Below are 18,849 nucleotides of genomic sequence, written 5' to 3'. Positions count from 1 at the left end.
CAAACGCAGTTTGCGCTGACGGCGTCAGGCGGATCGAAGATCCGCTGAGAGCCCCGGGAGAGGGAGGGGACCTATGGCGCAGCCATGGGGAGGGTGAGGGGTGAGGCAAGGATCGGGAACCAGCCGGTTCCTGGATCACCCCTCACCCTTCCCAAGCTACGCTTGGGCCCCGAGGTCGCTCGCAAGCCTCGCGACCGCATTCCGCCTACGATCGCCTTGCGGCGCTCGTCCGGCCCGTGGCCGTCGGCTCCATGCCCTCTCCCGGGACGGGAGAGGGAATTTCTGACTTCGACCGGATCACTTGCCCTGCAGGGCCTTCTGCCAGTCCTTCAGGAACTTCAGGCGCTTCACCTGGTCCAGGTAGGTCAGCAGTTCCGGGCCGACATGGATCGGGCGCAGCGTGCTTTCCGGGACGCCGGCGGTCGGGTTGGCGCTGGCGAGGTCGGTGCGGATCGAGCCCATGTAGCGCGCCTGGATCGACTCCTGCCCCGGCTTGGACAGCAGATAGTCGAGGAACAGCTTGGCGGCGTTCGGGTGCTTGGCGCCCTTCGGGATGAAGGCGATGCGTGACATCACGATGGTGTAGTCGCTCGGCAGGACGACGCCGAGCGCGGTCGGGTCCTTCTTCTGCCGCTCCAGCACGTAGGAGCCGATCATGTTGTAGCCGATGGTGTGCTCGCCCGAGGTCAGCCGCTCGATCATCGCGCCCGACGAGGTGTAGAGCTTCACCCCGGTCTGGCCCATCGCCTTGACCAGATCCCAGGTGCCCTTGCTGGCCTGGACGTCCTGGGTGATGTAGAGGAAGCCGACGCCGCTGCGCTCCGGATCGTAGGAGGTGACCTTGCCCTTGTAGGCGTCCGGCTTGTCGGCCAGCAGCTTGGCGAGGTCGGCGTGCGTCTTCGGCACGTCGGATTCCGGCACGACCCGCTTGTTGTAGGCGAAGACGATTGGCTCGGCGGTGGTGCCGAACGCCTCGTTCTTCCAGTTGGCCCAGTCGGGGATGTTCTTGGTTTCCGGCGAGGTGTAGGCCTGGGCGTAGCCGTCGTTGACCAGCTTCATCTGCAGGTCCATCGCCGACGACCACATCAGGTCGGTGGTGCCGGTGCCGGCCGCCGCCTCGCTGATGAAGCGGTTGTACATCTCGGTGGAGTTCTGGTCGGCGTATTCCAGCTTGATCTTGGGATACAGCGCCTCGAAGCCCTTCAGCAGTTCCGACACCGCGGCGGCGTCGGTCGCGGAATAGATGCTGAGCGCGCCTTCCTGGTTCGCCGCCTCGATCACCTTGGCGTAGGACGGGTCGTAGCCGGCCGGGACCGCCTGCGCCTGGGCGGTCCCGGCGGTGAAGGCCGGAACGGCGATGGTCAGGGCGGTCGCCACCAGAAGGGCCAGTTTGGTCCGCATCGTTTCCTCTCCTGCTTTGCTTGCCACGGCACCGTTGCGGCACCGGGTTGGTTGGGCTTACAAGCGACTTTGACGGGACTATAGGCGATCAACCTGTCACCAAGCTGTCGCGTGTGGAGATTGTCGGTGGAACGGAAGAGATGCGGCCGGATGGTCGCCCATCCGGATGAGCGGCCGGACGCAGGGCCGGACAGCGGGCGGCGCCCTTGCGCATCCTGATCGTCGAGGACGACGCGGCGCTGGCGCGCGGGCTGGTCGGCGCGCTGAAGCTGGGCGGCTACGCCGTCGACCATGTCGCGTCCGGCGAGGAGGCGACGGCGCTGGAGCGGGCCGAGCCCTATGGGCTGGTGGTGCTGGACCTCGGCCTGCCCGACCTGTCGGGGTTCGAGGTGCTGACCCGCATCCGCCGCCGCGGCTCCACCGTGCCGGTGATGCTGCTGACCGCGCGCGAGGCGGTGGCCGATCGGGTCAAGGGGCTCGATCTGGGCGCCGACGACTATCTGCTGAAGCCGTTCGACCCGGCGGAGTTCGAGGCGCGGGTGCGGGCGCTGATGCGGCGCGGCCAGGGCTCGCCCCTGCCGGAGCTGGTGTGCGGGGCGCTGCGCTACGACCGCTCCGCCGGGATGGCGACGCTGAACGGCCGGCCGCTCGACCTGCGCAAGCGCGAGCTGGCGGTGCTGGACGGGCTGATCACCCGCGCCGGCAAGGTGGTGCCGAAGGACCGGCTGGCCAACGAGGTCTTCGGCTTCGACGACGCCGTCGCCCCCAACGCCATCGAGCTGTACGTCGCCCGCCTGCGCAAGAAGTTGGAGCCCGACGGCCCGCAGATCCGCACCATCCGCGGCCTGGGCTATCTGATGGACGCCACCTGATGGACGCGACCTGATGGACGACGGCGTGCCGGGCGGGCTGCGGCGGCAGCGGGTGCCGTCGCTGCGCCGCCGGCTGCTGACCCGGCTGCTGGTGCCGCTGGGGGCGATGGCGGTGGGGTTGGGCGTCGGCGGGGCGGCGCTGATCCACGGCTTCGTCCAGGCGACGCACGACCGGCTGCTGGCCGGCTCGACGCTGGCCATCGCCGAGCGGCTGGCGGTCGGCGACGACGACGGCGAAGTGACGGTGGACCTGCCGGCCGTCGCCTTCGGCATGCTGGAGAGCCAGGCGCACGACAACATCTATTACAACGTCGCCCATGAGGGCGGGATCATCACCGGCTACCTCGACCTGCCGGTGCCGGACATCGACCGCCTGCCGACCAACGTCACCCTGTTCCGCGACGCCACCTACCACGGCCATCCGGTGCGTGTCGCGGCGCAGGTGCGGCGGCTCTACGGCGTGCCGCAGCCGGTGCTGGTCCAGGTGGCGGAAACGACCGCCGGCCGCCGCGCGGTGGAGATCGACCTGCTGCTGTGGCTGACCCTGCTGGAGGTGGCGTTGGTCGGCGGCAGCGGGCTGCTGGTGTGGGCGGCGGTCGGCCGCGGTCTGGCGCCGCTCGGCCGGCTGCGCCGGGTGATCGACCAGCGCTCGGCCAGCGGGTCGATGGCGCTGGTGCCGCTGCCGCTCGCCGTCGTCCCGCGCGAGGTGCTGCCGCTGGTCGGCGCCATCAACGGGCTGCTGGAACGGCTGGACCAGTCGATCGGCACCATGCGCCGCTTCACCGCCGACGCCTCGCACCAGCTGCGCACGCCGCTGGCGGTGCTGCGCACCCATCTGGCGCTGGTCCGCCGCCACGGCACCGCCAGCGCCGAGGGCCGCGCCGCGCTGGACGACGTCGATGGCGCGGTGCTGCGGCTGGAACGGCTGCTGACCCAACTGCTGGCGCTGGCCCGCGCCGACGAGGACGCGCCGGGCACGCCGGTCGGCGCCGAGGTGACCGACCTGCTGCAGACGGCGATGGACATCACGGCGGAGCAGGTCCCCGCCGCCCTGGCCCAGGGGATCGAGGTGCGGTTCGACACGCCGGAGGACGGCACCGCCCCGCCGCGCGTCGCCGGCAACCCGGTGCTGGTCGGCGAGCTGCTGGGCAACCTGCTGGACAACGCCATCCGCTACAACCGGCCCGGCGGCAGCGTGACGGTGCGGGTGGCGGCCTCCCCGCCGCGGCTGGAAGTGGAGGACGACGGCCCCGGCATCCCGGCGGCCGAACGCGACCGGGTGTTCGAGCGCTTCTACCGCCTGAGCCGCCCGGGAGAGCCGCCGCGCCCCGGCAGCGGCCTCGGCCTCGCCATCGTCCGCGCGCTGGCCGACCGGCTGGGGGCGGAGGTGCGGCTGGAGGCCGCCCAGCCGGATGGGAACGGTCTGCGGGTGGTGGTGACGCTCCGTCCGGCGGAGTTGGAGGTTGAGGCTGTCGTCGGGGCGGGCGAGCGCGGTTCACATTGACCGCCCTCTCCCGCCGTCAGGCGGATCGAGGATCCGCTGAGCGACCCAGCTGTATGGAAAACCCGCTCGCACAACCGACAGCGAAGAAGTGGGAGCCCTCATGGACAAGGAGGCAACAGGCGATAGTGCGCATTTATACACACTCATCGCTTTCCCGCCTCGCTCGTAATGTGTATAATTACACGCAGAAAAATGGAGCGCGGTGATGGGAAAGGTTGTCAGCAGCCGTGACGCCATCGCAGCCCTCACCGCCGATGGATGGTATGAGGTCAACCAAGTCGGCAGCCACAAACAGTTCAAACATCCGACGAAGAAAGGGCGCGTCACGGTGCAGGTCCCGGTGAAAGAGCTGAGCACCGGGGACATCAAGTCGATCGAACGACAATCTGGTGTGAAACTCCGGTGAAAGCCTGGGATTCTGCCTTTCCGACACCCGCTCCGTTTCCACTCATCTCCCTACCCGACCACTCACCATCTTACTGCCTCTGATCCTCACCATAAGGGTGACCACCATGCCCTCCCGCTACTACCCCATCATCTTGGAGAATGGTTCCGAAGGTTTCCACGCGACCTTCCCCGACTTTCCCGGCCTGACCGCCTTCGGTGACACCAAGGCAGCCGTCACCGCCAACGCCGAGGCTGGCCTTGCCCTGCACATCGCCGGCATGATCGAGGATGGCGACGACATCCCCGAGCCGTCCGATCTCGACCAAGTCCCCACGGATCCAGAGGTCGTGGAGGCCGGCCGGCTGCTGGTGCGCGGCGAACTGCCCGGCCGCGCCGTGCGCGTCAACGTGACGTTCGACGAAGCCCTGCTCGCCGCCATAGACGCCGAGGCCAAGCGGCGCGACACCTCCCGCGCCGGCTTCCTCGCCGCCGCCGCCCGCCGGGAGATCGCTCAGCAAACGGGCACTCGCTAAGCCCCGCCTTCGCCATCCCGGCAAACGGCGCGGCCACTCCGCCGGGCCGTTTTTGTTTCGGCTGTGCGGACGATCGGGTTGATCCGGGGTTCGCAAGGCAGCGTGCCGGTCGATGCGGCAGCCCCTCACCGCGCAGCAGCGCCCTGTTCACCCTCCGCCTGGGGAATGCGGAGGGTGAACAGGGCGCCACCGCCCGGGCGCGGGGTGTAGGCGACGGTTCCGCCGTGCAGCTCGGCGATGGTCTTGACCAAGTTCAGGCCGATGCCGGTGCCGCTGACGGCCCGGCCGTTCTCGCCGCGGAAATACTTGTCGAAGATGCGCTCGCGCTCCTCCGGCGGGACGCCGGGGCCGCGGTCGGCGACCGACAGCACCAGGCAGTCGCCGTCACGGTCGGCGGCCAAGTCCACCACGCCGTCGGCCGGGCCGTAGCGGCGGGCGTTGTCGAGCAGCGCATCCAGCGCGATGCCCAGCAGGTCGGGGTCGGCGGTCCAGCGCTCCGGCAGGCCGGTGGTGTCGCCGACGAGGATGGTGCCGCCATGGCCGCGCTGCCGCTCCGCCACCCGGTCGATCAGCTCGGGCGGGGAGAAGGGCGCCGGCCGGACCGGAAGCTCGTCGTCGATGCGCTCGCCGGCCAGACAGGTTTCGATCAGGTCGATCACCCGGCGGGCCGAACGGCGGATCAGCGACAGGCGCCGGCCGACGCCGTCCTGGCCGGTGTCGACCAGCACCTCCAGCATCTGCGCCGCGCTGTCGATCACCGACAGCGGCGTCTTCAGCTCGTGCGCCGCCATGTCGAGGAAGGTGCGCAACCGCCGCCGCGCCGCCTGTTCGCCGCTCAGGGCCCGTTCGATCTCGCGGGTGCGGTCGGCGACCCGCTGCTCCAGGTCGCGGTTGGCCTCGCGCAGCGCCGCGGTCAGGTGCCCGCGCTGCAGGTACAGGATGGTGATCACCGCCAGCAGCAGGCTGAGCAGGGCGATGGCGGCCAGCGCGGTCATCGCCTCGGCGTAATACTGCTCGAACAGGGAAGGCTGGCGGTGACGGATCTCGGCGTCGGCCGGAAGCGCCCGCTCCGACAGCCCCCAGCGGCGGAGCTGGCGCCAGTCGAACACCGGGCCGGAGGAATAGGATTGCTGCTCGCCCGCCCGCGCCGGGTGCCAGACCCCGTCGACGATCGCCAGCGCCGCCTTCATGGCGATGGCGCCGGCCAGCGGCGCGCTGTTGACCGAGCCGCCGACCACGCCGGTGCCGATGTCGGTGTCGAACAGCGCGTAGACCGGCACCGCGGACGACGCCGCGACGCGGCTGGCGACCTCCCGGGGGCGGAACTGGCGGCCCAGCGCGTCCACCGACAGGTGGGTGTAGAGGACGACGCTGTCCTTCGGCAGCGCCGCCAGCGTCGTCTCCAGATCCTCGATGCGGTAGTCGGCCAGCCGTTCGACCGCGACCTTGCGGTCGGTGCGCCGCGCCGCCGCGGCCTCGATGATGCGGCCGAGGTGGCGCGAGGGCTCGCTGTCGTCCGACACCACGACCAGCCGGCGCGCCTGCGGCCACTGGTCCAGCGCCATGCCGACGGTGCGGTCGACGTGGGGGCCGGTGGTCACCTCCACCGTCACCGTCCGGCGCGCCGCCTCGCTCAGGTCGTCGAAGTTGGGGAAGATGCCGATGACCGGCACCGGGCCGAAGAGCTGCGGCCCGGCCGCGGCGATCAGCTCGATGGCGGGGGCGCCGTCGGCGATGATCACCGCTGGCCGGTCCTTGGCGTATTTGCGCGCCAGGAACGCCGTCCACTCCGCGTCGCTGGGGCTGTCGCGCAGGCGGGCACGGTCGAGGAACTCGACATAGAGGTTCGGCGGCTGGGCCTCGGTCTTCAACTCGTCCGTCAGGGCGTCGACCATCCCGTCGGTCCAGGGGATGGTGGAGGTGAAGGAGGAGACGAAGAGGATGCCGCCCGCGCCGCTGCCGGCACGGGCCGGCGACAGGCACAGCAACAGCACGGCCGACGTCAGCAGAGCCTTGCGGGCAATAACCACAGTAAAAATGGTGCCGCGCAGGATCATCGCCGCGCCGGTCCGCCCGACGGCGTCCTTCCGCCAAGTCGTCTTGTCGATCATGCCCGCCCCAGACCGCCGCCCGCCACCCCTGCCATGCAGTTTCTATTAACCTGAGCTGCGCCACGGCGCCATCACCATCCATTGCCGCCGCCGCTCCCGGTCCCTATTTGAGCGGACCCGTACAGGCTTCGCTTAAAGGTTGTTTGAACAACGTACATTCCGGTTGCGCAGCCAAACATTCGTCGAGCGACGACCGTGCTGTTGGATGAATTGCCGCCCCACCGGCATCTGACCCCTGTGGGGCTGTCGTGCCTGTCTTGTTTCAGCCGTCCGGATGGGCGGCTTGTCGATCGTCTTTGAAAGGGTTGTTTCACCATGCTGTGCATCAGCGTCACCGTCGCCTCGGTCGGTGTCCTATTGCTGTCGGGCGTTGGCCTTGCCGTCACCACACCGCCGAAAGTGGAAAAGGACAAGAGCGTCAACACCAACAAGCGCCGCGTCCTGACCGAGAACATCATGGGATGACGGCGTCGCGGGAGTATGGCCCGCCGGAACCCGACGGTTCCGGCGGGTTCGGATCCCGGCCCCGCTTCCCTGGCCCTGGTTTTCCCGGCCCCGGCTTCCCGACGAGGGAAGCCGGGGTTTTTTGTTGGGCGGACGGCCCCTGCCCTCGCCGACCTGGACCTTGGTCTAGGTTCGCTCCACCAAGTCGCAGCAAAACCGGATCGCTGCCTAGTGGTTCACGGTCTTCACCATCGCTACCCTTTCGTAAAGGAAGCGGCTTTCCCCGTTGGGGGCCGGACCAACAGGAGGGAAGACATGGCAACGGCCGCGTCGAGCAACGCCGATCTCGGGTTCATTCCCACCCCCGACCGCCCCTGCGTCCTGACGCGCAGCATCGGCAAGGGGATGGTCGGCATCGCGCGCGTCCGCTACGAGCTGGACGAGCTGGGCATGCTCGACGAGCCGGCGATCGAGGACGCCTATCTGCTGAGCCACCATCTGTCGAACTTCCATTCCGACATCTGGGTCGACGGCAAGCGGGTGGGCAAGCCCGGCCAGATCGGCGGCCTGACGACGATCCACGACTTCCGCCACCGGATCGGCTGCCGCATGCACACGGCGTTCGACACGCTGGTCTTCCACATGCCGCGGGTGGTGCTGGAAACCGTGTTTCCGGAATCGCAGAAGGAGCAGTTGGAGGATCTCCGGATCCGGCCGAGCGCCTGCCTGGACGACCCGACGATCGCGGCGATGGCGCGGGCCATCCTGCCGGCCATCGAGCGGTCGGAGCAGATCAGCCTGCTGTTCCTGGACCATGTCGCCTGCGCGCTCGCCACGCACATCGTCGCCGCCTACGGCACGCTGGCGCCGGTCAAGGGACCGGGCAATCTGGCGCCCTGGCAGGAGCGGCGCGTCAAGGAGATGATCGCCGCCCGGCTGGAGGGCGACGTCCGGCTGGCCGACCTCGCGGCGGAATGCCGGCTGTCGGTCGGCCATTTCGTGCGGGCGTTCCGGCGGACGACCAACACCACGCCGCACCAGTGGCTGCTCCAGCAGCGGGTCGAGCACGCGAAGACGCTGATGCGGGCGGCCGAGCGGTCGCTGGCCGACATCGCGCTGGATTGCGGCTTTGCCGACCAGAGCCATTTCACGCGGACCTTCAGCCGGCTGACCGGCATCTCGCCCGGGGCGTGGCGGCGTCACAACGGGTCGGAGACCATTGTCCCGACCCGCCACGCTGATAACGCGGCCCCGGACTACGCGGTTGCCGCCTTCGCCGAGGCCGGGTGAAAGGCGCAGGCGACCGTTCCGGCCAGCACCAGGGCGCCGGCCAGCAGCAGGGGCGTCGCCAGGCCGTTGTGCCGGACCAGCCAGGCACCGATGGCGGCGCCGATGAGGATGGCGACGACCCCGCCGACGCGGCGCGCCCAATTGGGGTTGGAGCCGCCGGCGAGGCGTGAATCGGCGGCCAGCCCGGTGAGCGTCAGGGTCAGCACCGTCGTCGTCAGGTCGGGGATCTTCAACTGCCGGATCGTCGCGTTGCGGAACCCCATGGCGAGCGCGGTCAGCAGGATGATGCCGTAGAGGCCAACCTCCGGCGGCGCCAGCCCGAGGTCGCGGCCATGCGCGACCAGCGCCGCGGTCCACAGCAGGCCGGCCTCGATCAGGGCGGCGACCATCAGCCAGCGCCGCAGCGGCCGGTCGGCGTGCGCCTTGCCGGTGCGCCCGGCGACCAGCGCGCCGACCAGGAAGGCGAGGATCGCCGCGACGTAGGGGCCACCCTGGAAGCCGGGCGTGCCGACCAGGGCGAAGCCCATGAAGACGATGTTGCCGGTCATGTTGGCGGTGAACACCTTGTCGAGGCCGAGCACGCTGATGGCGTCGACCAGACCGGTGGTCACCGACAGCAGCAACAGGAGCCACGGCAGGGGCGACGCCGGGGGTTCGGAGGGCTGGGACACCGTGGGGGCTCCTTCTCTTGCCGATGCCAGGGTCAGGCGGGCTGGAAGCGGACGCGGGCGCGGCGGCGCTGGCGCGACAGCATCGCCGCCAGCACGAAGCCGCCGGCCAGCCCGAGATGCTCGAAGAAGGCGTTGGTCGCCATGAAGCGCTCCGGCCCCTCCATCGCCCAGAAGCCGTTGGCGATGACCGCGGCCAGCATGGTGAAGACACCGAGCATCCCCGCCCCCAGCCAGACCGCGCGGTCGAGCAGGATCAGCAGGGCGCCCAGCAGCTCCACCAGGATGGTCAGCGCCGCCCACAGCGCCGGCGGGTGCAGGCCGAAATGGGCCTGCTCCGCCACCGCGCCGGGCCAGTCGCCCAGCTTGACGAGGCCGCCCAGCAGATAGGCGCCGACCAGCGCCAGCCGGGCGAGGAACCACGCCCCCGGCCAGCCGAGGATCCGGTCGATCAGCGTGTCGGGGTCGAAGGTCCGCTTCATGGTGAGGGTCCGGCTGGCGGGTGAAGGGAGGGATGGGGGCATTTGGCGATAAACGCCCTCTCCCGCCCCGGGAGAGGGAGTCACAGGCTCACACCGCCCAGCAGCCGCAGCCGAGCGCACCCCAGAAGGTCTGGACGTCGGCGGTCGGCACGTCGGCGCCGAGCGCGGCGGCGTGGTCGTGGCCGTGGACGGTGCAGGTGTGGGCGCAGCCGCAGGCCGAGGCGAGGACCGCCCGCGGCTCCGCCCCGCGGTGGTAGCCGCCGAAGGTGGCGACCGGCGACCAGTCGGGCATCGGCTTGGGCAAGGCCGGCGCCAGCGGGCCGTAGTCGCCTTCGCCATGGACGACCACGCCGCCGAGCAGGGTCAGCACCGAACCGAGATGGGCGATGCGGTCCTCCGGCACGGCGAAATAGTCGTCGGACAGCACCGCCAGGTCGGCGAGCTGGCCGGCCTTGATCTGGCCCTTCTTGCCCTGCTCGTTCGAGAACCAGGTGTTGGCCTCGGTCCACAGCCGCAGCGCCGTCTCGCGGTCCAGCCGGTTGGCCATCGGGTAGAGGCCGAGCCCGCCGACCGTCCGCCCGGTGACCAGCCAGGACAGAGAAACCCAGGGGTTGTAGCTGGCAACGCGGGTGGCGTCGGTGCCGGCGCCGACCGGCAGGCCGGCCGCCATCATCCGGGATATCGGCGGCGTCCGCTCGGCGGCCTTGGCGCCGTAGCGCTCGACGAAATACTCGCCCTGGTAGGCCATCCGGTGCTGCACCGCGATGCCGCCGCCGAGCGCGGCGATGCGGTCGATGTTGCGGTCGCTGATCGTCTCGGCGTGGTCGAAGAACCAGTGCAGCCCGTCGAAGGGCGTGTCGCGGTTGACCTTCTCGTAGACGTCGAGCGCGCGGGAAATCGTCTGGTCGTAGGTGGCGTGCAGGCGCCAGGGCCAGCGGTTCTCGACCAGCAGGCGGATCACCGGCTCCAGGTCGGCTTCCATGGTCGGCGGCATGTCGGGGCGGGCGACGCGGAAATCCTCGAAGTCGGCGGCGGAGTAGACCAGCATCTCGCCGGCGCCGTTGTGGCGGTAGCGGTCGTCGCCGTCGCCCGGCTTGACCTGCGTCGACCAGCTGGCGAAGTCGGCCAGCTCCTCCTTCGGCTTCTGGGTGAACAGGTTGTAGCTGATCCGCAGGGTCAGCTCGCCGTCCTGGTGGAGCTTGTCGATGATGGCGTAGTCGTCGGGGTAGTTCTGGAAGCCGCCGCCGGCGTCGATCACCCCGGTGACGCCCAGCCGATTCATCTCGCGCATGAAATGGCGGGTGGAGTTGAGCTGGTATTCCGGCGGCAGCTTCGGCCCCTTGGCCAGCGTCGCGTAGAGGATCGTCGCGTTGGGCTGGGCCAGCAGCAGGCCGGTCGGGTTGCCGGCGGTGTCGCGCACGATCTCGCCGCCCGGCGGGTTCGGCGTGTCCCGGGTGTAGCCGACGGCGCGGAGTGCGGCGGCGTTCAGCAGCGCCCGGTCGTAGAGGTGCAGGATGAACACCGGGGTGTCGGGGGCGGCGGCGTTCAGCTCCTCGATGGTCGGCAGGCGCTTTTCGGCGAACTGGTGCTCGGTGAAGCCGCCGACCACCCGCACCCACTGCGGCGGCGGCGTGTTCTCCGCCTGCCGCTTCAGCATCGCCATGGCGTCGGCCAGGCTCGGCACGCCGTCCCAGCGCAGCTCCATGTTGTAGTTCAGGCCGCCGCGGATGATGTGCATGTGGCTGTCGATCAGGCCGGGGATGACCCGGCGCCCCTTGGCGTCGATCACCCGGGCATCGGGCGCCGCCGCGGCCCGCGTCTCCGCCTCGGTGCCGACGGCGAGGAACCGCCCGTCCCGGATGGCGATGGAGGACGCCAGAGGGTTTTCGCGGTCGAGCGTCGTGACCTTCGCGTTCGTCAGGATCAGGTCGGTGCTTGCCATGGTCGGCCTCGTCTCGGTTGCGCTGGACTGGATGCGGGTACGGCGGCCGGGGTCAGCCCGGCGTCCGGTCGCGGTTGGCGGTCTGGTGGCCCGGCATTTCGCCGAGCACATGGTCGGCGCATTCGGTGCACAGGAAGGCGGCGACCGCCTCGCCGCCGAACAGGCGCTTGGCGACCGGCAGCACCTGCTCGCCCAGCAGGATGCCGAGCAGGCCGATCAGGGCGATGGTCGGCGGCGCGGGCGAACGGACGTTCAGCAGGCTGTAGACGATGCCCACCAGCAGACCGGCGCCGAGCGACAGCAGATAGGGTTTCACGGGTCCGTTCCCCCTGGAAAAGATGGCGCGAAAGGGCCGGCCTGATGAGGGCCGGCCCCCGGCGGACCGTCAGGCGTGTTCGGGGACGTTGGCCACGGTGTGCGGGAAGGCGCCGCGCTGCGGGGCCTTGTGGACCATGGTGTAGGCGTAGTCGACGCCCATGCCGTAGGCGCCGAAATGCTCGCGGACGATCGCCATGACGCCGTCGTAGCTCTCGCGCTTGGCCCAGTCGCGCTGCAGTTCCAGCAGGGCGGTGACCGAGGTCAGCGACTTGGCGCCGGCCTGCTCCATGCGGCGCACCGCGGCCTCATGCGATTCCACCGAGGTGCCGCCGGACGCGTCGGTGATGATGAAGACCTCGAAGCCCTCCTCCAGCGCGCACAGCGTCGGGAACAGCAGGCAGGCTTCGGTCCACAGCGCGGCGATGACCAGCTTCTTCTTGCCGGTGGCCTTCACCGCGGCGACCAGCTCCTCCGAATCCCAGCTGTTCATCGAGGTGCGCTCGATCGGGGTCTGCTGGACGACGTCCATCAGCTCCGGCCAGATGTAGCCGGAAAAGCTCGCGGTCTCGACGGCGGTCAGGATGATCGGGGCGCCGAACAGCTTGGCGGTCTTCGCCAGGGCGACGGTGTTGTTCTTCAACTGCTGGCGGTCGATGCTGGCGACGCCGAACGCCATCTGCGGCTGGTGGTCGATGAAGATGAAGCAGGTGTCGTCGGCGTTGAGCAGCTTGTTGGTGCGGTAGGACATCATGAACTCCGTGGGATCGGGGCCGCGCGTCGCGGGCCGCCGGATGGGGGAATGGTTGTTTTGAAACGGGGTGGCTTACGCGGTGCCGTCCGACACCAGATGCGCCTCGACGAACCAGAGCTGCTTGTCGGTCTCGCGGGAGAGCTGGGTGAACAGGTCGGCGCTGTCGGCGTCGCCGGCGCCGGCGGCCTCGTCGATGTTGCCGCGCACCAGCGTGCCGAACTGGCCGAGCGTCGCGGCCAGCGCCTTCAGATGCTCGACCCCGCCCGACGCCTGCAGCGGGTATTCATAGAGCGACGAGCGGCCCGCCGTGGTCTGGACGCGGCCGTCGGCGATGTGCCCCAGCGTGGTGATGCGTTCGGCGAGCAGGTCGACGAACTCCTCCACCACGGTGTGGACGCCGTCGAAGAGCTGGTGCAGTTGCAGGAACTGCGGCCCCTTGACGTTCCAATGCGCCTGCTTGCACTGCGCCTCGAGGTCGAGGGCGTCGGACAGGCGGGCCTGGAGCAGCGCCACCGCCTGCTTGCGGACATGCTCGCCGAGGTCCAGTCGGGAGGTGTAGGTCATGGCCGTCAGCTCCGCAGGAAGGCGAGGAGTTCCTCGTTGATGATGTCCTTGTGCGTGGTGCACAGGCCGTGCGGCGCGCCGGGGATGATCGTCAGCGTGCCCTTCGGCAGCATCGCGGCGGCGGCCTTGCCGGTGGTGCCCAGCGGCACGACCTGATCGTCGTCGCCGTGCAGGACCAGCGTCGGCACGATCATCTTCTTCAGATCCTCGCGCAGGTCGGTCTCGGAGAAGGCCTTGACGCAGTCGTACAGCGGCAGCAGGCCAGCCTGCATGCCCTGGAGCCAGAAGGTGTCGATCACGCCCTGCGACGGCGTCGCCCCCGGACGGTTGTAGCCGTAGAAGACCGGCGCGAAGTCCTTGAACATCTGGGCGCGGTTGCCCTGGACGCCGGCGCGGATGCCGTCGAACACCGCCATCGGCACGCCGTCGGGGTTCCAGTCGGTCTGCGCCATGATCGGGGTGACGGCGCCGATCAGCACCGCCTTGGCGACGCGGGCGACGCCGTGCCGGCCGATGTAGCGGGCCACCTCGCCGCCGCCGGTGGAGTGGCCGACATGCACGGCGTTCTTCAGGTCCAGCGCCTCGGTGACCGCGGCGAGGTCGTCGGCGTAATGGTCCATGTCGTGGCCGAAGCCCGGCTGCGACGACCGGCCGTGGCCGCGGCGGTCGTGGGCGATCGTGCGGTAGCCGCGCTGGGCCAGATAGAGCATCTGGTCCTCGAAGGCGTCGCCGTTCAACGGCCAGCCGTGGCTGAACACGACCGGCTGCCCGGTGCGCGGCCCCCATTCCTTCACGTAAATCCGGACATCATCGCTGGTGGTGACATAGCTGCCGTTCATCATCGTCGCCTTTCCCTGTATCGGTATCAAGACGCCCCCCGCTCCAGTCGGCGGAAGCACACGGCCATGGTGCCGCACCGCGGAACCGGTCCGAGACCTTGCCGGGTTCCATCGGGACCCGCGCCGTTCTGGGATCTCTGTTGTTGCGGCTTTGTGAGAACCGGGGTGGCTTGCGGCCGAATGCTAGGGAGTTCGGCACCGAAGGGATTGCCTGTTCATAACGGCGGTGGAAGGTTTTGCGCATTGCGCCGTCGATGAACGGATGCCCACGGGGGGCAATCGTCAGACGGCGGGCGTCCGGTCCTGCGTCCAGGGCGACATCACCATCCTGAACCGCCATGCCGCGGAGGTCGCGTCCTGCGCCCGTTACCCGGCCCGTGGCGGAGCAGACTCACCGCATTTTCGGGTAATTGGCCGAAAGATCCGACCCTTCCGATCAGTGTGTACGGCAGCGTACCGTTGGGACCCCACCGGACGCCTACCCTCATCAGACATAGTTCGAGGAAACGCACGCCGCGTCGGGACGGCGGGCAATCCATCCCCCCGGACCCGCCCACCCTCACGACAAGAACGGAGTGCCGATCCATGGCTCACGACCTGTGCAACGACGAGCCCACCACGCCGGATGCGGCGTCGCAGGATCGGGACCGGGAACCAGACGGCCGGAGCGGTCGTCGTTTCCTGATCGTCGACGACCATGCCCTGGTGCGCCACGGCCTGTCCCTGATGATCCGGCAGCGCTTCACCGACGCCGATGTCTACGAGGCGGGGACGCTGTCCGACGCCCTGGACAAGGTCCGCGCGCTGCCCGGCCTGACCGCCGTCCTCTTTGACCTGCAACTGGAGGACAGCGACGGGCTGCCCGGCGTGGAGGCGATGCTGGAGGCGAACGGCCAAGTTCCGCTGATCGTCGTGTCGGGGACCGACGACCGCGGCGTCATCGCCGGCTGCATCCGGGCCGGCGCCCGCGGCTTCGTTTCCAAGGGCTGCGAGGCGACGGCGCTGGACCAGGCCCTGCCGGTCGTGCTGGGCGGCGGCATCTACGCGCCCGCCCCGCCATCGTCGGCGCGCGGTGGGCAACCGATCGTGATCGCCGACCCGGCCGCGCCGAGCGTTACCGCCGCCCCGGTCGCGACGCTGACCGAACGCCAGCAGTCCGTGCTGCGGCTTCTTCTGGAGGGCCGGTCGAACAAGGAGATCGCCCGCGCGCTCGGCGTGCTGGAAGGCACCATCAAGGTGCATCTGCGCTCGATCATGCAACGGCTGGGCGCCCGCAATCGCACCCAGCTGGCACTGGTCGCGGTGAGGGCCGGCATGGCCCCGGAGGATATGACGGCCGCGCCGGCGCACAAGCACTGACCGACAGGCGCTGACCGACAGGCACGGGCCGGCAAGCGCTGACCGGCGCCCCGCGCCGACGACCACGGGCGGCTTCCCTCCGGAAGCCGCCCTTTGTCATGGCCTCGCCCGAGGGGGTGGTCCGAAAGCCGTAACTTGTCAGGGGTCCATCCGCACCCCAATCTCTGGTCAGGACACCCTGCGGGGACACCCCGATACGATGCCAAGGCCTTGAAGGACCACCGATGTCAGCACCACCCGGCACCAACAAAGCCCGCGTCGGCGCACCGGGGTTGGACGATGTCCTGGCCGGCGGCCTGACCCGCAAACGCCTGTATCTGCTGGAGGGGCATCCCGGCACCGGCAAGACCACGCTGGCGCTCCAGTTCCTGCTGGAAGGCGCGGCGGCCGGTGAGAAGTGCCTGTACATCACCCTGTCGGAGAGCGACGAGGAACTGCGCGAGGGCGCGCTGTCGCACGGCTGGACCCTGCCGCCGGAGATCGAGGTCTTCGAGCTGGTGCCGCCGGAAACGCTGCTCGACTCCGCGCAGCAGCAGAGCCTGCTCTACTCGTCCGACCTGGAGCTGGGCGAGACCATCCGGCTGATGTTCGAGGCGATCGAACGGGCCAAGCCCTCGCGCGTCGTGCTGGACAGCCTGTCGGAAATCCGCCTGCTGGCGCAGAGTTCGCTGCGCTACCGCCGGCAGATCCTGGCGCTGAAGCATTACTTTTCCCGCCATGGGGCCACGGTGCTGCTGCTCGACGACCTGACGTCGGAGGCGCAGGACAAGACCGTGCACAGCGTCGCTCACGGCGTGCTGCGCCTGGAGGGAATGATGCCGCTGTACGGGGCCGAGCGGCGGCGGCTGCGGGTGGTCAAATACCGCGGGCAGGCGTTCCGCGGCGGCTACCACGACTTCACCATCGCGGATGGCGGCGTGCGGGTCTTCCCGCGGCTGGTCGCGGCGGAGCACCACAGCGGCTTCGCCCGCACCCAGTCGAGCTGCGGCATCGCCGAGATCGACGCGCTGCTGGGCGGCGGCGTCGAGCAGGGCACCAGCACGCTGATCCTGGGCCCGGCCGGCACCGGCAAGTCGCTGCTGACGCTGCGCTTCATCACCGCCGCCATCGAGCGCGGCGAGCGGGCAGCGATGTTCGTCTTCGACGAGGAGATCGGCGTGCTGATCACCCGCGCCAAGGGGCTGGGCATCGATCTGGAGGCGTTGCAGGCCGGCGGCCAGCTGATCCTGGAGACGGTCGACGCGGCGGAGCTGTCGCCGGGCGAATTCGCCCACCGGGTCCGGCACTGCGCCGAGGAGTTCGGCGCGCACACCGTGGTGATCGACAGCCTGAACGGCTATCAGGCGGCGATGCCGGAGGAGCAGTTCCTGATCCTGCACCTGCACGAGCTGCTGACCTACCTGAACCGCCAGGGGGCGTCGACCTTCCTGACCGTGGCGCAGCACGGGCTGGTCGGCGACATGCAGGCGCCGGTCGACGTGACCTATCTGGCCGACACCGTCGTGCTGCTGCGCTATTTCGAGGCGCAGGGCCGGGTCCGCCGCGCCATTTCGGTGATCAAGAAGCGCATGGGCCTGCACGAGGACACCATCCGCGAATACCGGATCAGCCGCACCGGCTTCCAGGTCGGCGAGCCGCTGGTCGCGTTCCAGGGCGTGCTGCGCGGCGTGCCGGAATACGACCCGGCCGGCGGCAGCCTGGGCCCCGTCCTGCTCGAGGACAACGCCGGGTGAGCGGCGCCATCGCCGGGCTGCCGGGGAACGATCGCGTGCTGGTCCTGGCCCCGGGCGGGCGGGACGCGGCGGTGGCGTCCACGATCCTGCGCGAGGCCGGGCTGACCGGCCACATCTGCGCCGATCTCGACGCGCTGGTCGCGGAACTCCACGCCGGCGCCGGGGTGGCCATGCTGACGGAAGAGGTGCTCCACGCCTCCGGCATCGGCGCGTTGGCGCATTGGATCGCGGCGCAGCCGGCCTGGTCCGACTTTCCGTTCGTGCTGCTGACCCGGCAGGGCGGCGGGCCGGAGCGCAACCCGACGGCGTTGCGCCTGATGGAGCTGCTGGGCAACGTGACGTTCCTGGAGCGGCCGTTCCACCCCACCACGATGGCCGCCATCGTCCGCACCGCGCTGCGCGGGCGCCACCGGCAGTACGAGGCGCGCGCCCTGCTGCAGGAACTGCACCTCGCCCGCGACGAGGCGGAGGCGGCGCGGCGCGCGGCGGAGCAGGCGGCGCAATCCAAGTCGCGCTTCCTGGCCGCCGCCAGCCACGACCTGCGCCAGCCGCTGCAAAGCCTGCTGCTGTTCGCCGAGGTGCTGTCGGCCGGCACGCTGGGCGACCGCGAGCGCCGCACCATGGCCAGCATCGAGCGGGCGCTCGGCGCCCTGAAGATGCTGCTGGACGCCATCCTCGACATCTCCAAGCTGGACGCCGGCATCACCACGGTTTCGCTGCACGACGTCTCGGTGCGCGAGATGCTGGAGCACATCGAGGCGGAGTATGCCGGGCGCGCCGCCGAGCGGCGGCTCGGCTTCCGGGTGGTGTCGTGCGACGCGGTGGTCCGCACCGACCCGGCGCTGTTCGGGCGCATCCTGCGCAATCTGGTGGAGAACGCCCTGCGCTACACCGACCGCGGCCGCATCCTGGTCGGCTGCCGGCGCCGCGGCGACCGCCTCGTCGTGCAGGTCTCCGACACCGGCATCGGCATCGCCGACGACAAGCAGCAGGAGATCTTCGAGGAGTTCGTCCAGGTCGGCAACAGCGAGCGCGACCGCGAGAAGGGCCTCGGCCTCGGGCTGGCCATCGTGCGGCGGCTGTCGGGGCTGCTGGGGCATCCGGTCGCGGTGCGCTCGATCCTGGGGCGCGGGGCGACCTTCACGCTGGAGGTGCCGCTGGTCCGCCCGGCGGCCGGCGCGGGCGACGCGGCGCCGGTGGCGACGGAGCGGGCCGACGCGCCGGACGGGGCGCGGACCGTGCTGATCATCGACGACGACCCGATCGTGCTGACCGGCCTCGTCGCGATGATGGCGAACTGGGGGCAGCGGACGCTGGCGGCGACCTCGTGCAACGACGCCGTCGACCAGATGGAGTCGAGCGGCGTGGTGCCCGACCTGATCCTCGCCGACTATCGCCTGCAGGCCGGCGAGACCGGACTGGCCGCCATCGACCGGGTGTGGGGCCATGCCGGCTGGGAGGTCCCGGCGATCCTGCTGACCGGCGACACCGCACCGGCCGTGCTGCGCAGCGCGCACGCCCGCCGGCTCCGCCTGCTGCACAAGCCGATCCTGCCGCCGGAGCTGAAACGGGCAATCGAGGAGACCTGGAGCCAGGCGGCGGAGTAGCGGGGGGGGGTCCCCCTCTCCCCGGGGGGGAGAGGGGGATAGTG

General features: G+C 70.1%; 18 protein-coding genes. 9 read left to right on the top strand and 9 right to left on the bottom strand.

Annotated elements, in window-relative coordinates:
• Positions 1 to 297: 297 nt before the first annotated feature.
• A complete protein-coding gene (locus TSO352_RS31350) occupies positions 298 to 1,401 on the bottom strand; it encodes an ABC transporter substrate-binding protein (RefSeq protein WP_109111192.1) in 1,104 nt (367 codons plus the stop codon).
• Between the two features lie 206 nt (positions 1,402 to 1,607).
• Here TSO352_RS31350 and TSO352_RS31345 point away from each other — a divergent pair, with 206 nt between their 5' ends.
• From TSO352_RS31345 to TSO352_RS31330, 4 genes are all read left to right on the top strand, one after another.
• Positions 1,608 to 2,273: a response regulator transcription factor gene (locus TSO352_RS31345; protein ID WP_109111191.1), complete on the top strand. Its 666-nt coding sequence runs from the start codon at positions 1,608 to 1,610 to the stop codon at positions 2,271 to 2,273.
• Positions 2,274 to 2,286: 13 nt separating this feature from the next.
• On the top strand, positions 2,287 to 3,777 hold the full coding sequence (locus TSO352_RS31340) for a sensor histidine kinase (RefSeq protein ID WP_109111190.1): 1,491 nt from the start codon (positions 2,287 to 2,289) through the stop codon (positions 3,775 to 3,777).
• 205 nt (positions 3,778 to 3,982) lie between these two features.
• Positions 3,983 to 4,183 (top strand): type II toxin-antitoxin system HicA family toxin, encoded by a 201-nt coding sequence (locus tag TSO352_RS31335; RefSeq protein ID WP_109111189.1) that lies wholly within the window; start codon positions 3,983 to 3,985, stop codon positions 4,181 to 4,183.
• 106 nt (positions 4,184 to 4,289) lie between these two features.
• A complete protein-coding gene (locus tag TSO352_RS31330; RefSeq protein WP_109111466.1) occupies positions 4,290 to 4,697 on the top strand; it encodes a type II toxin-antitoxin system HicB family antitoxin in 408 nt (135 codons plus the stop codon).
• A gap of 125 nt (positions 4,698 to 4,822) precedes the next feature.
• Here TSO352_RS31330 and TSO352_RS31325 read toward each other — a convergent pair whose 3' ends face one another.
• Entirely contained in the window at positions 4,823 to 6,808 is a 1,986-nt protein-coding gene (locus tag TSO352_RS31325) for a sensor histidine kinase (protein WP_109111188.1), read from the bottom strand.
• 315 nt (positions 6,809 to 7,123) lie between these two features.
• Here TSO352_RS31325 and TSO352_RS33695 point away from each other — a divergent pair, with 315 nt between their 5' ends.
• Positions 7,124 to 7,273, top strand: a complete 150-nt coding sequence (locus TSO352_RS33695; RefSeq protein WP_199231795.1) for a hypothetical protein — start codon at positions 7,124 to 7,126, stop codon at positions 7,271 to 7,273.
• Between the two features lie 294 nt (positions 7,274 to 7,567).
• The gene (locus tag TSO352_RS31320; RefSeq protein WP_109111187.1) at positions 7,568 to 8,542 is read left to right on the top strand and encodes an AraC family transcriptional regulator; all 975 of its coding nucleotides are present in this window, start codon (positions 7,568 to 7,570) and stop codon (positions 8,540 to 8,542) included.
• Here TSO352_RS31320 and TSO352_RS31315 read toward each other — a convergent pair.
• The 7 genes from TSO352_RS31315 to TSO352_RS31285 form a co-directional block, all read right to left on the bottom strand.
• The gene (locus TSO352_RS31315; RefSeq protein WP_109111186.1) at positions 8,509 to 9,213 is read right to left on the bottom strand and encodes a YoaK family protein; all 705 of its coding nucleotides are present in this window, start codon (positions 9,211 to 9,213) and stop codon (positions 8,509 to 8,511) included. The two genes, TSO352_RS31320 and TSO352_RS31315, sit on opposite strands and share 34 nt — an antisense overlap.
• A 32-nt stretch (positions 9,214 to 9,245) precedes the next feature.
• Positions 9,246 to 9,692 carry a DoxX family protein gene (locus TSO352_RS31310; RefSeq protein ID WP_109111185.1) on the bottom strand — a complete coding sequence of 149 codons (447 nt, stop codon included), beginning with the start codon at positions 9,690 to 9,692 and terminating at the stop codon, positions 9,246 to 9,248.
• Between the two features lie 88 nt (positions 9,693 to 9,780).
• Positions 9,781 to 11,634, bottom strand: a complete 1,854-nt coding sequence (locus tag TSO352_RS31305; RefSeq protein WP_109111184.1) for an amidohydrolase — start codon at positions 11,632 to 11,634, stop codon at positions 9,781 to 9,783.
• Positions 11,635 to 11,686: 52 nt separating this feature from the next.
• A complete protein-coding gene (locus tag TSO352_RS31300) occupies positions 11,687 to 11,950 on the bottom strand; it encodes a XapX domain-containing protein (protein ID WP_109111183.1) in 264 nt (87 codons plus the stop codon).
• A gap of 69 nt (positions 11,951 to 12,019) precedes the next feature.
• The gene (locus TSO352_RS31295; protein ID WP_247872563.1) at positions 12,020 to 12,703 is read right to left on the bottom strand and encodes a hydrolase; all 684 of its coding nucleotides are present in this window, start codon (positions 12,701 to 12,703) and stop codon (positions 12,020 to 12,022) included.
• Between the two features lie 72 nt (positions 12,704 to 12,775).
• On the bottom strand, positions 12,776 to 13,267 hold the full coding sequence (gene dps, locus TSO352_RS31290) for a DNA starvation/stationary phase protection protein Dps (RefSeq protein WP_109111182.1): 492 nt from the start codon (positions 13,265 to 13,267) through the stop codon (positions 12,776 to 12,778).
• Positions 13,268 to 13,272: 5 nt separating this feature from the next.
• Positions 13,273 to 14,109, bottom strand: a complete 837-nt coding sequence (locus tag TSO352_RS31285) for an alpha/beta hydrolase (protein WP_109111181.1) — start codon at positions 14,107 to 14,109, stop codon at positions 13,273 to 13,275.
• A 582-nt stretch (positions 14,110 to 14,691) separates the two neighbouring features.
• On the opposite strand from TSO352_RS31285, the gene TSO352_RS31280 reads away from it, so the two are divergent.
• The 3 genes from TSO352_RS31280 to TSO352_RS31270 all read left to right on the top strand — a co-directional run bounded on the left by TSO352_RS31280 (position 14,692) and on the right by TSO352_RS31270 (position 18,805).
• Entirely contained in the window at positions 14,692 to 15,465 is a 774-nt protein-coding gene (locus TSO352_RS31280; protein ID WP_109111180.1) for a response regulator transcription factor, read from the top strand.
• A gap of 224 nt (positions 15,466 to 15,689) precedes the next feature.
• Positions 15,690 to 17,198 carry an ATPase domain-containing protein gene (locus tag TSO352_RS31275; protein WP_109111179.1) on the top strand — a complete coding sequence of 503 codons (1,509 nt, stop codon included), beginning with the start codon at positions 15,690 to 15,692 and terminating at the stop codon, positions 17,196 to 17,198.
• The gene (locus TSO352_RS31270) at positions 17,195 to 18,805 is read left to right on the top strand and encodes a hybrid sensor histidine kinase/response regulator (protein WP_109111178.1); all 1,611 of its coding nucleotides are present in this window, start codon (positions 17,195 to 17,197) and stop codon (positions 18,803 to 18,805) included. Before TSO352_RS31275 ends, TSO352_RS31270 begins: the two co-directional genes overlap by 4 nt.
• Positions 18,806 to 18,849 lie beyond the last annotated feature (44 nt).

The organism is Azospirillum sp. TSO35-2 (genome assembly GCF_003116095.1).
In the GTDB taxonomy this organism is placed as follows: domain Bacteria; phylum Pseudomonadota; class Alphaproteobacteria; order Azospirillales; family Azospirillaceae; genus Azospirillum.
The sequence above is the reverse complement of the archived record's forward strand: the minus strand, read 5'-3'. Positions and strand labels throughout refer to the sequence as shown.

Bases quoted from the DNA above. Each gene is read 5' to 3' on its own strand.
- TSO352_RS31350 (WP_109111192.1), bottom strand. From the start codon at position 1,401: ATGCGGACCAAACTGGCCCTTCTGGTGGCGACCGCCCTGACCATCGCC.
- TSO352_RS31340 (WP_109111190.1), top strand. From the start codon at position 2,287: ATGGACGACGGCGTGCCGGGCGGGCTGCGGCGGCAGCGGGTGCCGTCG.
- TSO352_RS31335 (WP_109111189.1), top strand. From the start codon at position 3,983: ATGGGAAAGGTTGTCAGCAGCCGTGACGCCATCGCAGCCCTCACCGCC.
- TSO352_RS31330 (WP_109111466.1), top strand. From the start codon at position 4,290: ATGCCCTCCCGCTACTACCCCATCATCTTGGAGAATGGTTCCGAAGGT.
- TSO352_RS31325 (WP_109111188.1), bottom strand. From the start codon at position 6,808: ATGATCGACAAGACGACTTGGCGGAAGGACGCCGTCGGGCGGACCGGC.
- TSO352_RS33695 (WP_199231795.1), top strand. From the start codon at position 7,124: ATGCTGTGCATCAGCGTCACCGTCGCCTCGGTCGGTGTCCTATTGCTG.
- TSO352_RS31320 (WP_109111187.1), top strand. From the start codon at position 7,568: ATGGCAACGGCCGCGTCGAGCAACGCCGATCTCGGGTTCATTCCCACC.
- TSO352_RS31310 (WP_109111185.1), bottom strand. From the start codon at position 9,692: ATGAAGCGGACCTTCGACCCCGACACGCTGATCGACCGGATCCTCGGC.
- TSO352_RS31305 (WP_109111184.1), bottom strand. From the start codon at position 11,634: ATGGCAAGCACCGACCTGATCCTGACGAACGCGAAGGTCACGACGCTC.
- TSO352_RS31295 (WP_247872563.1), bottom strand. From the start codon at position 12,703: ATGATGTCCTACCGCACCAACAAGCTGCTCAACGCCGACGACACCTGC.
- dps (WP_109111182.1), bottom strand. From the start codon at position 13,267: ATGACCTACACCTCCCGACTGGACCTCGGCGAGCATGTCCGCAAGCAG.
- TSO352_RS31285 (WP_109111181.1), bottom strand. From the start codon at position 14,109: ATGATGAACGGCAGCTATGTCACCACCAGCGATGATGTCCGGATTTAC.
- TSO352_RS31280 (WP_109111180.1), top strand. From the start codon at position 14,692: ATGGCTCACGACCTGTGCAACGACGAGCCCACCACGCCGGATGCGGCG.
- TSO352_RS31275 (WP_109111179.1), top strand. From the start codon at position 15,690: ATGTCAGCACCACCCGGCACCAACAAAGCCCGCGTCGGCGCACCGGGG.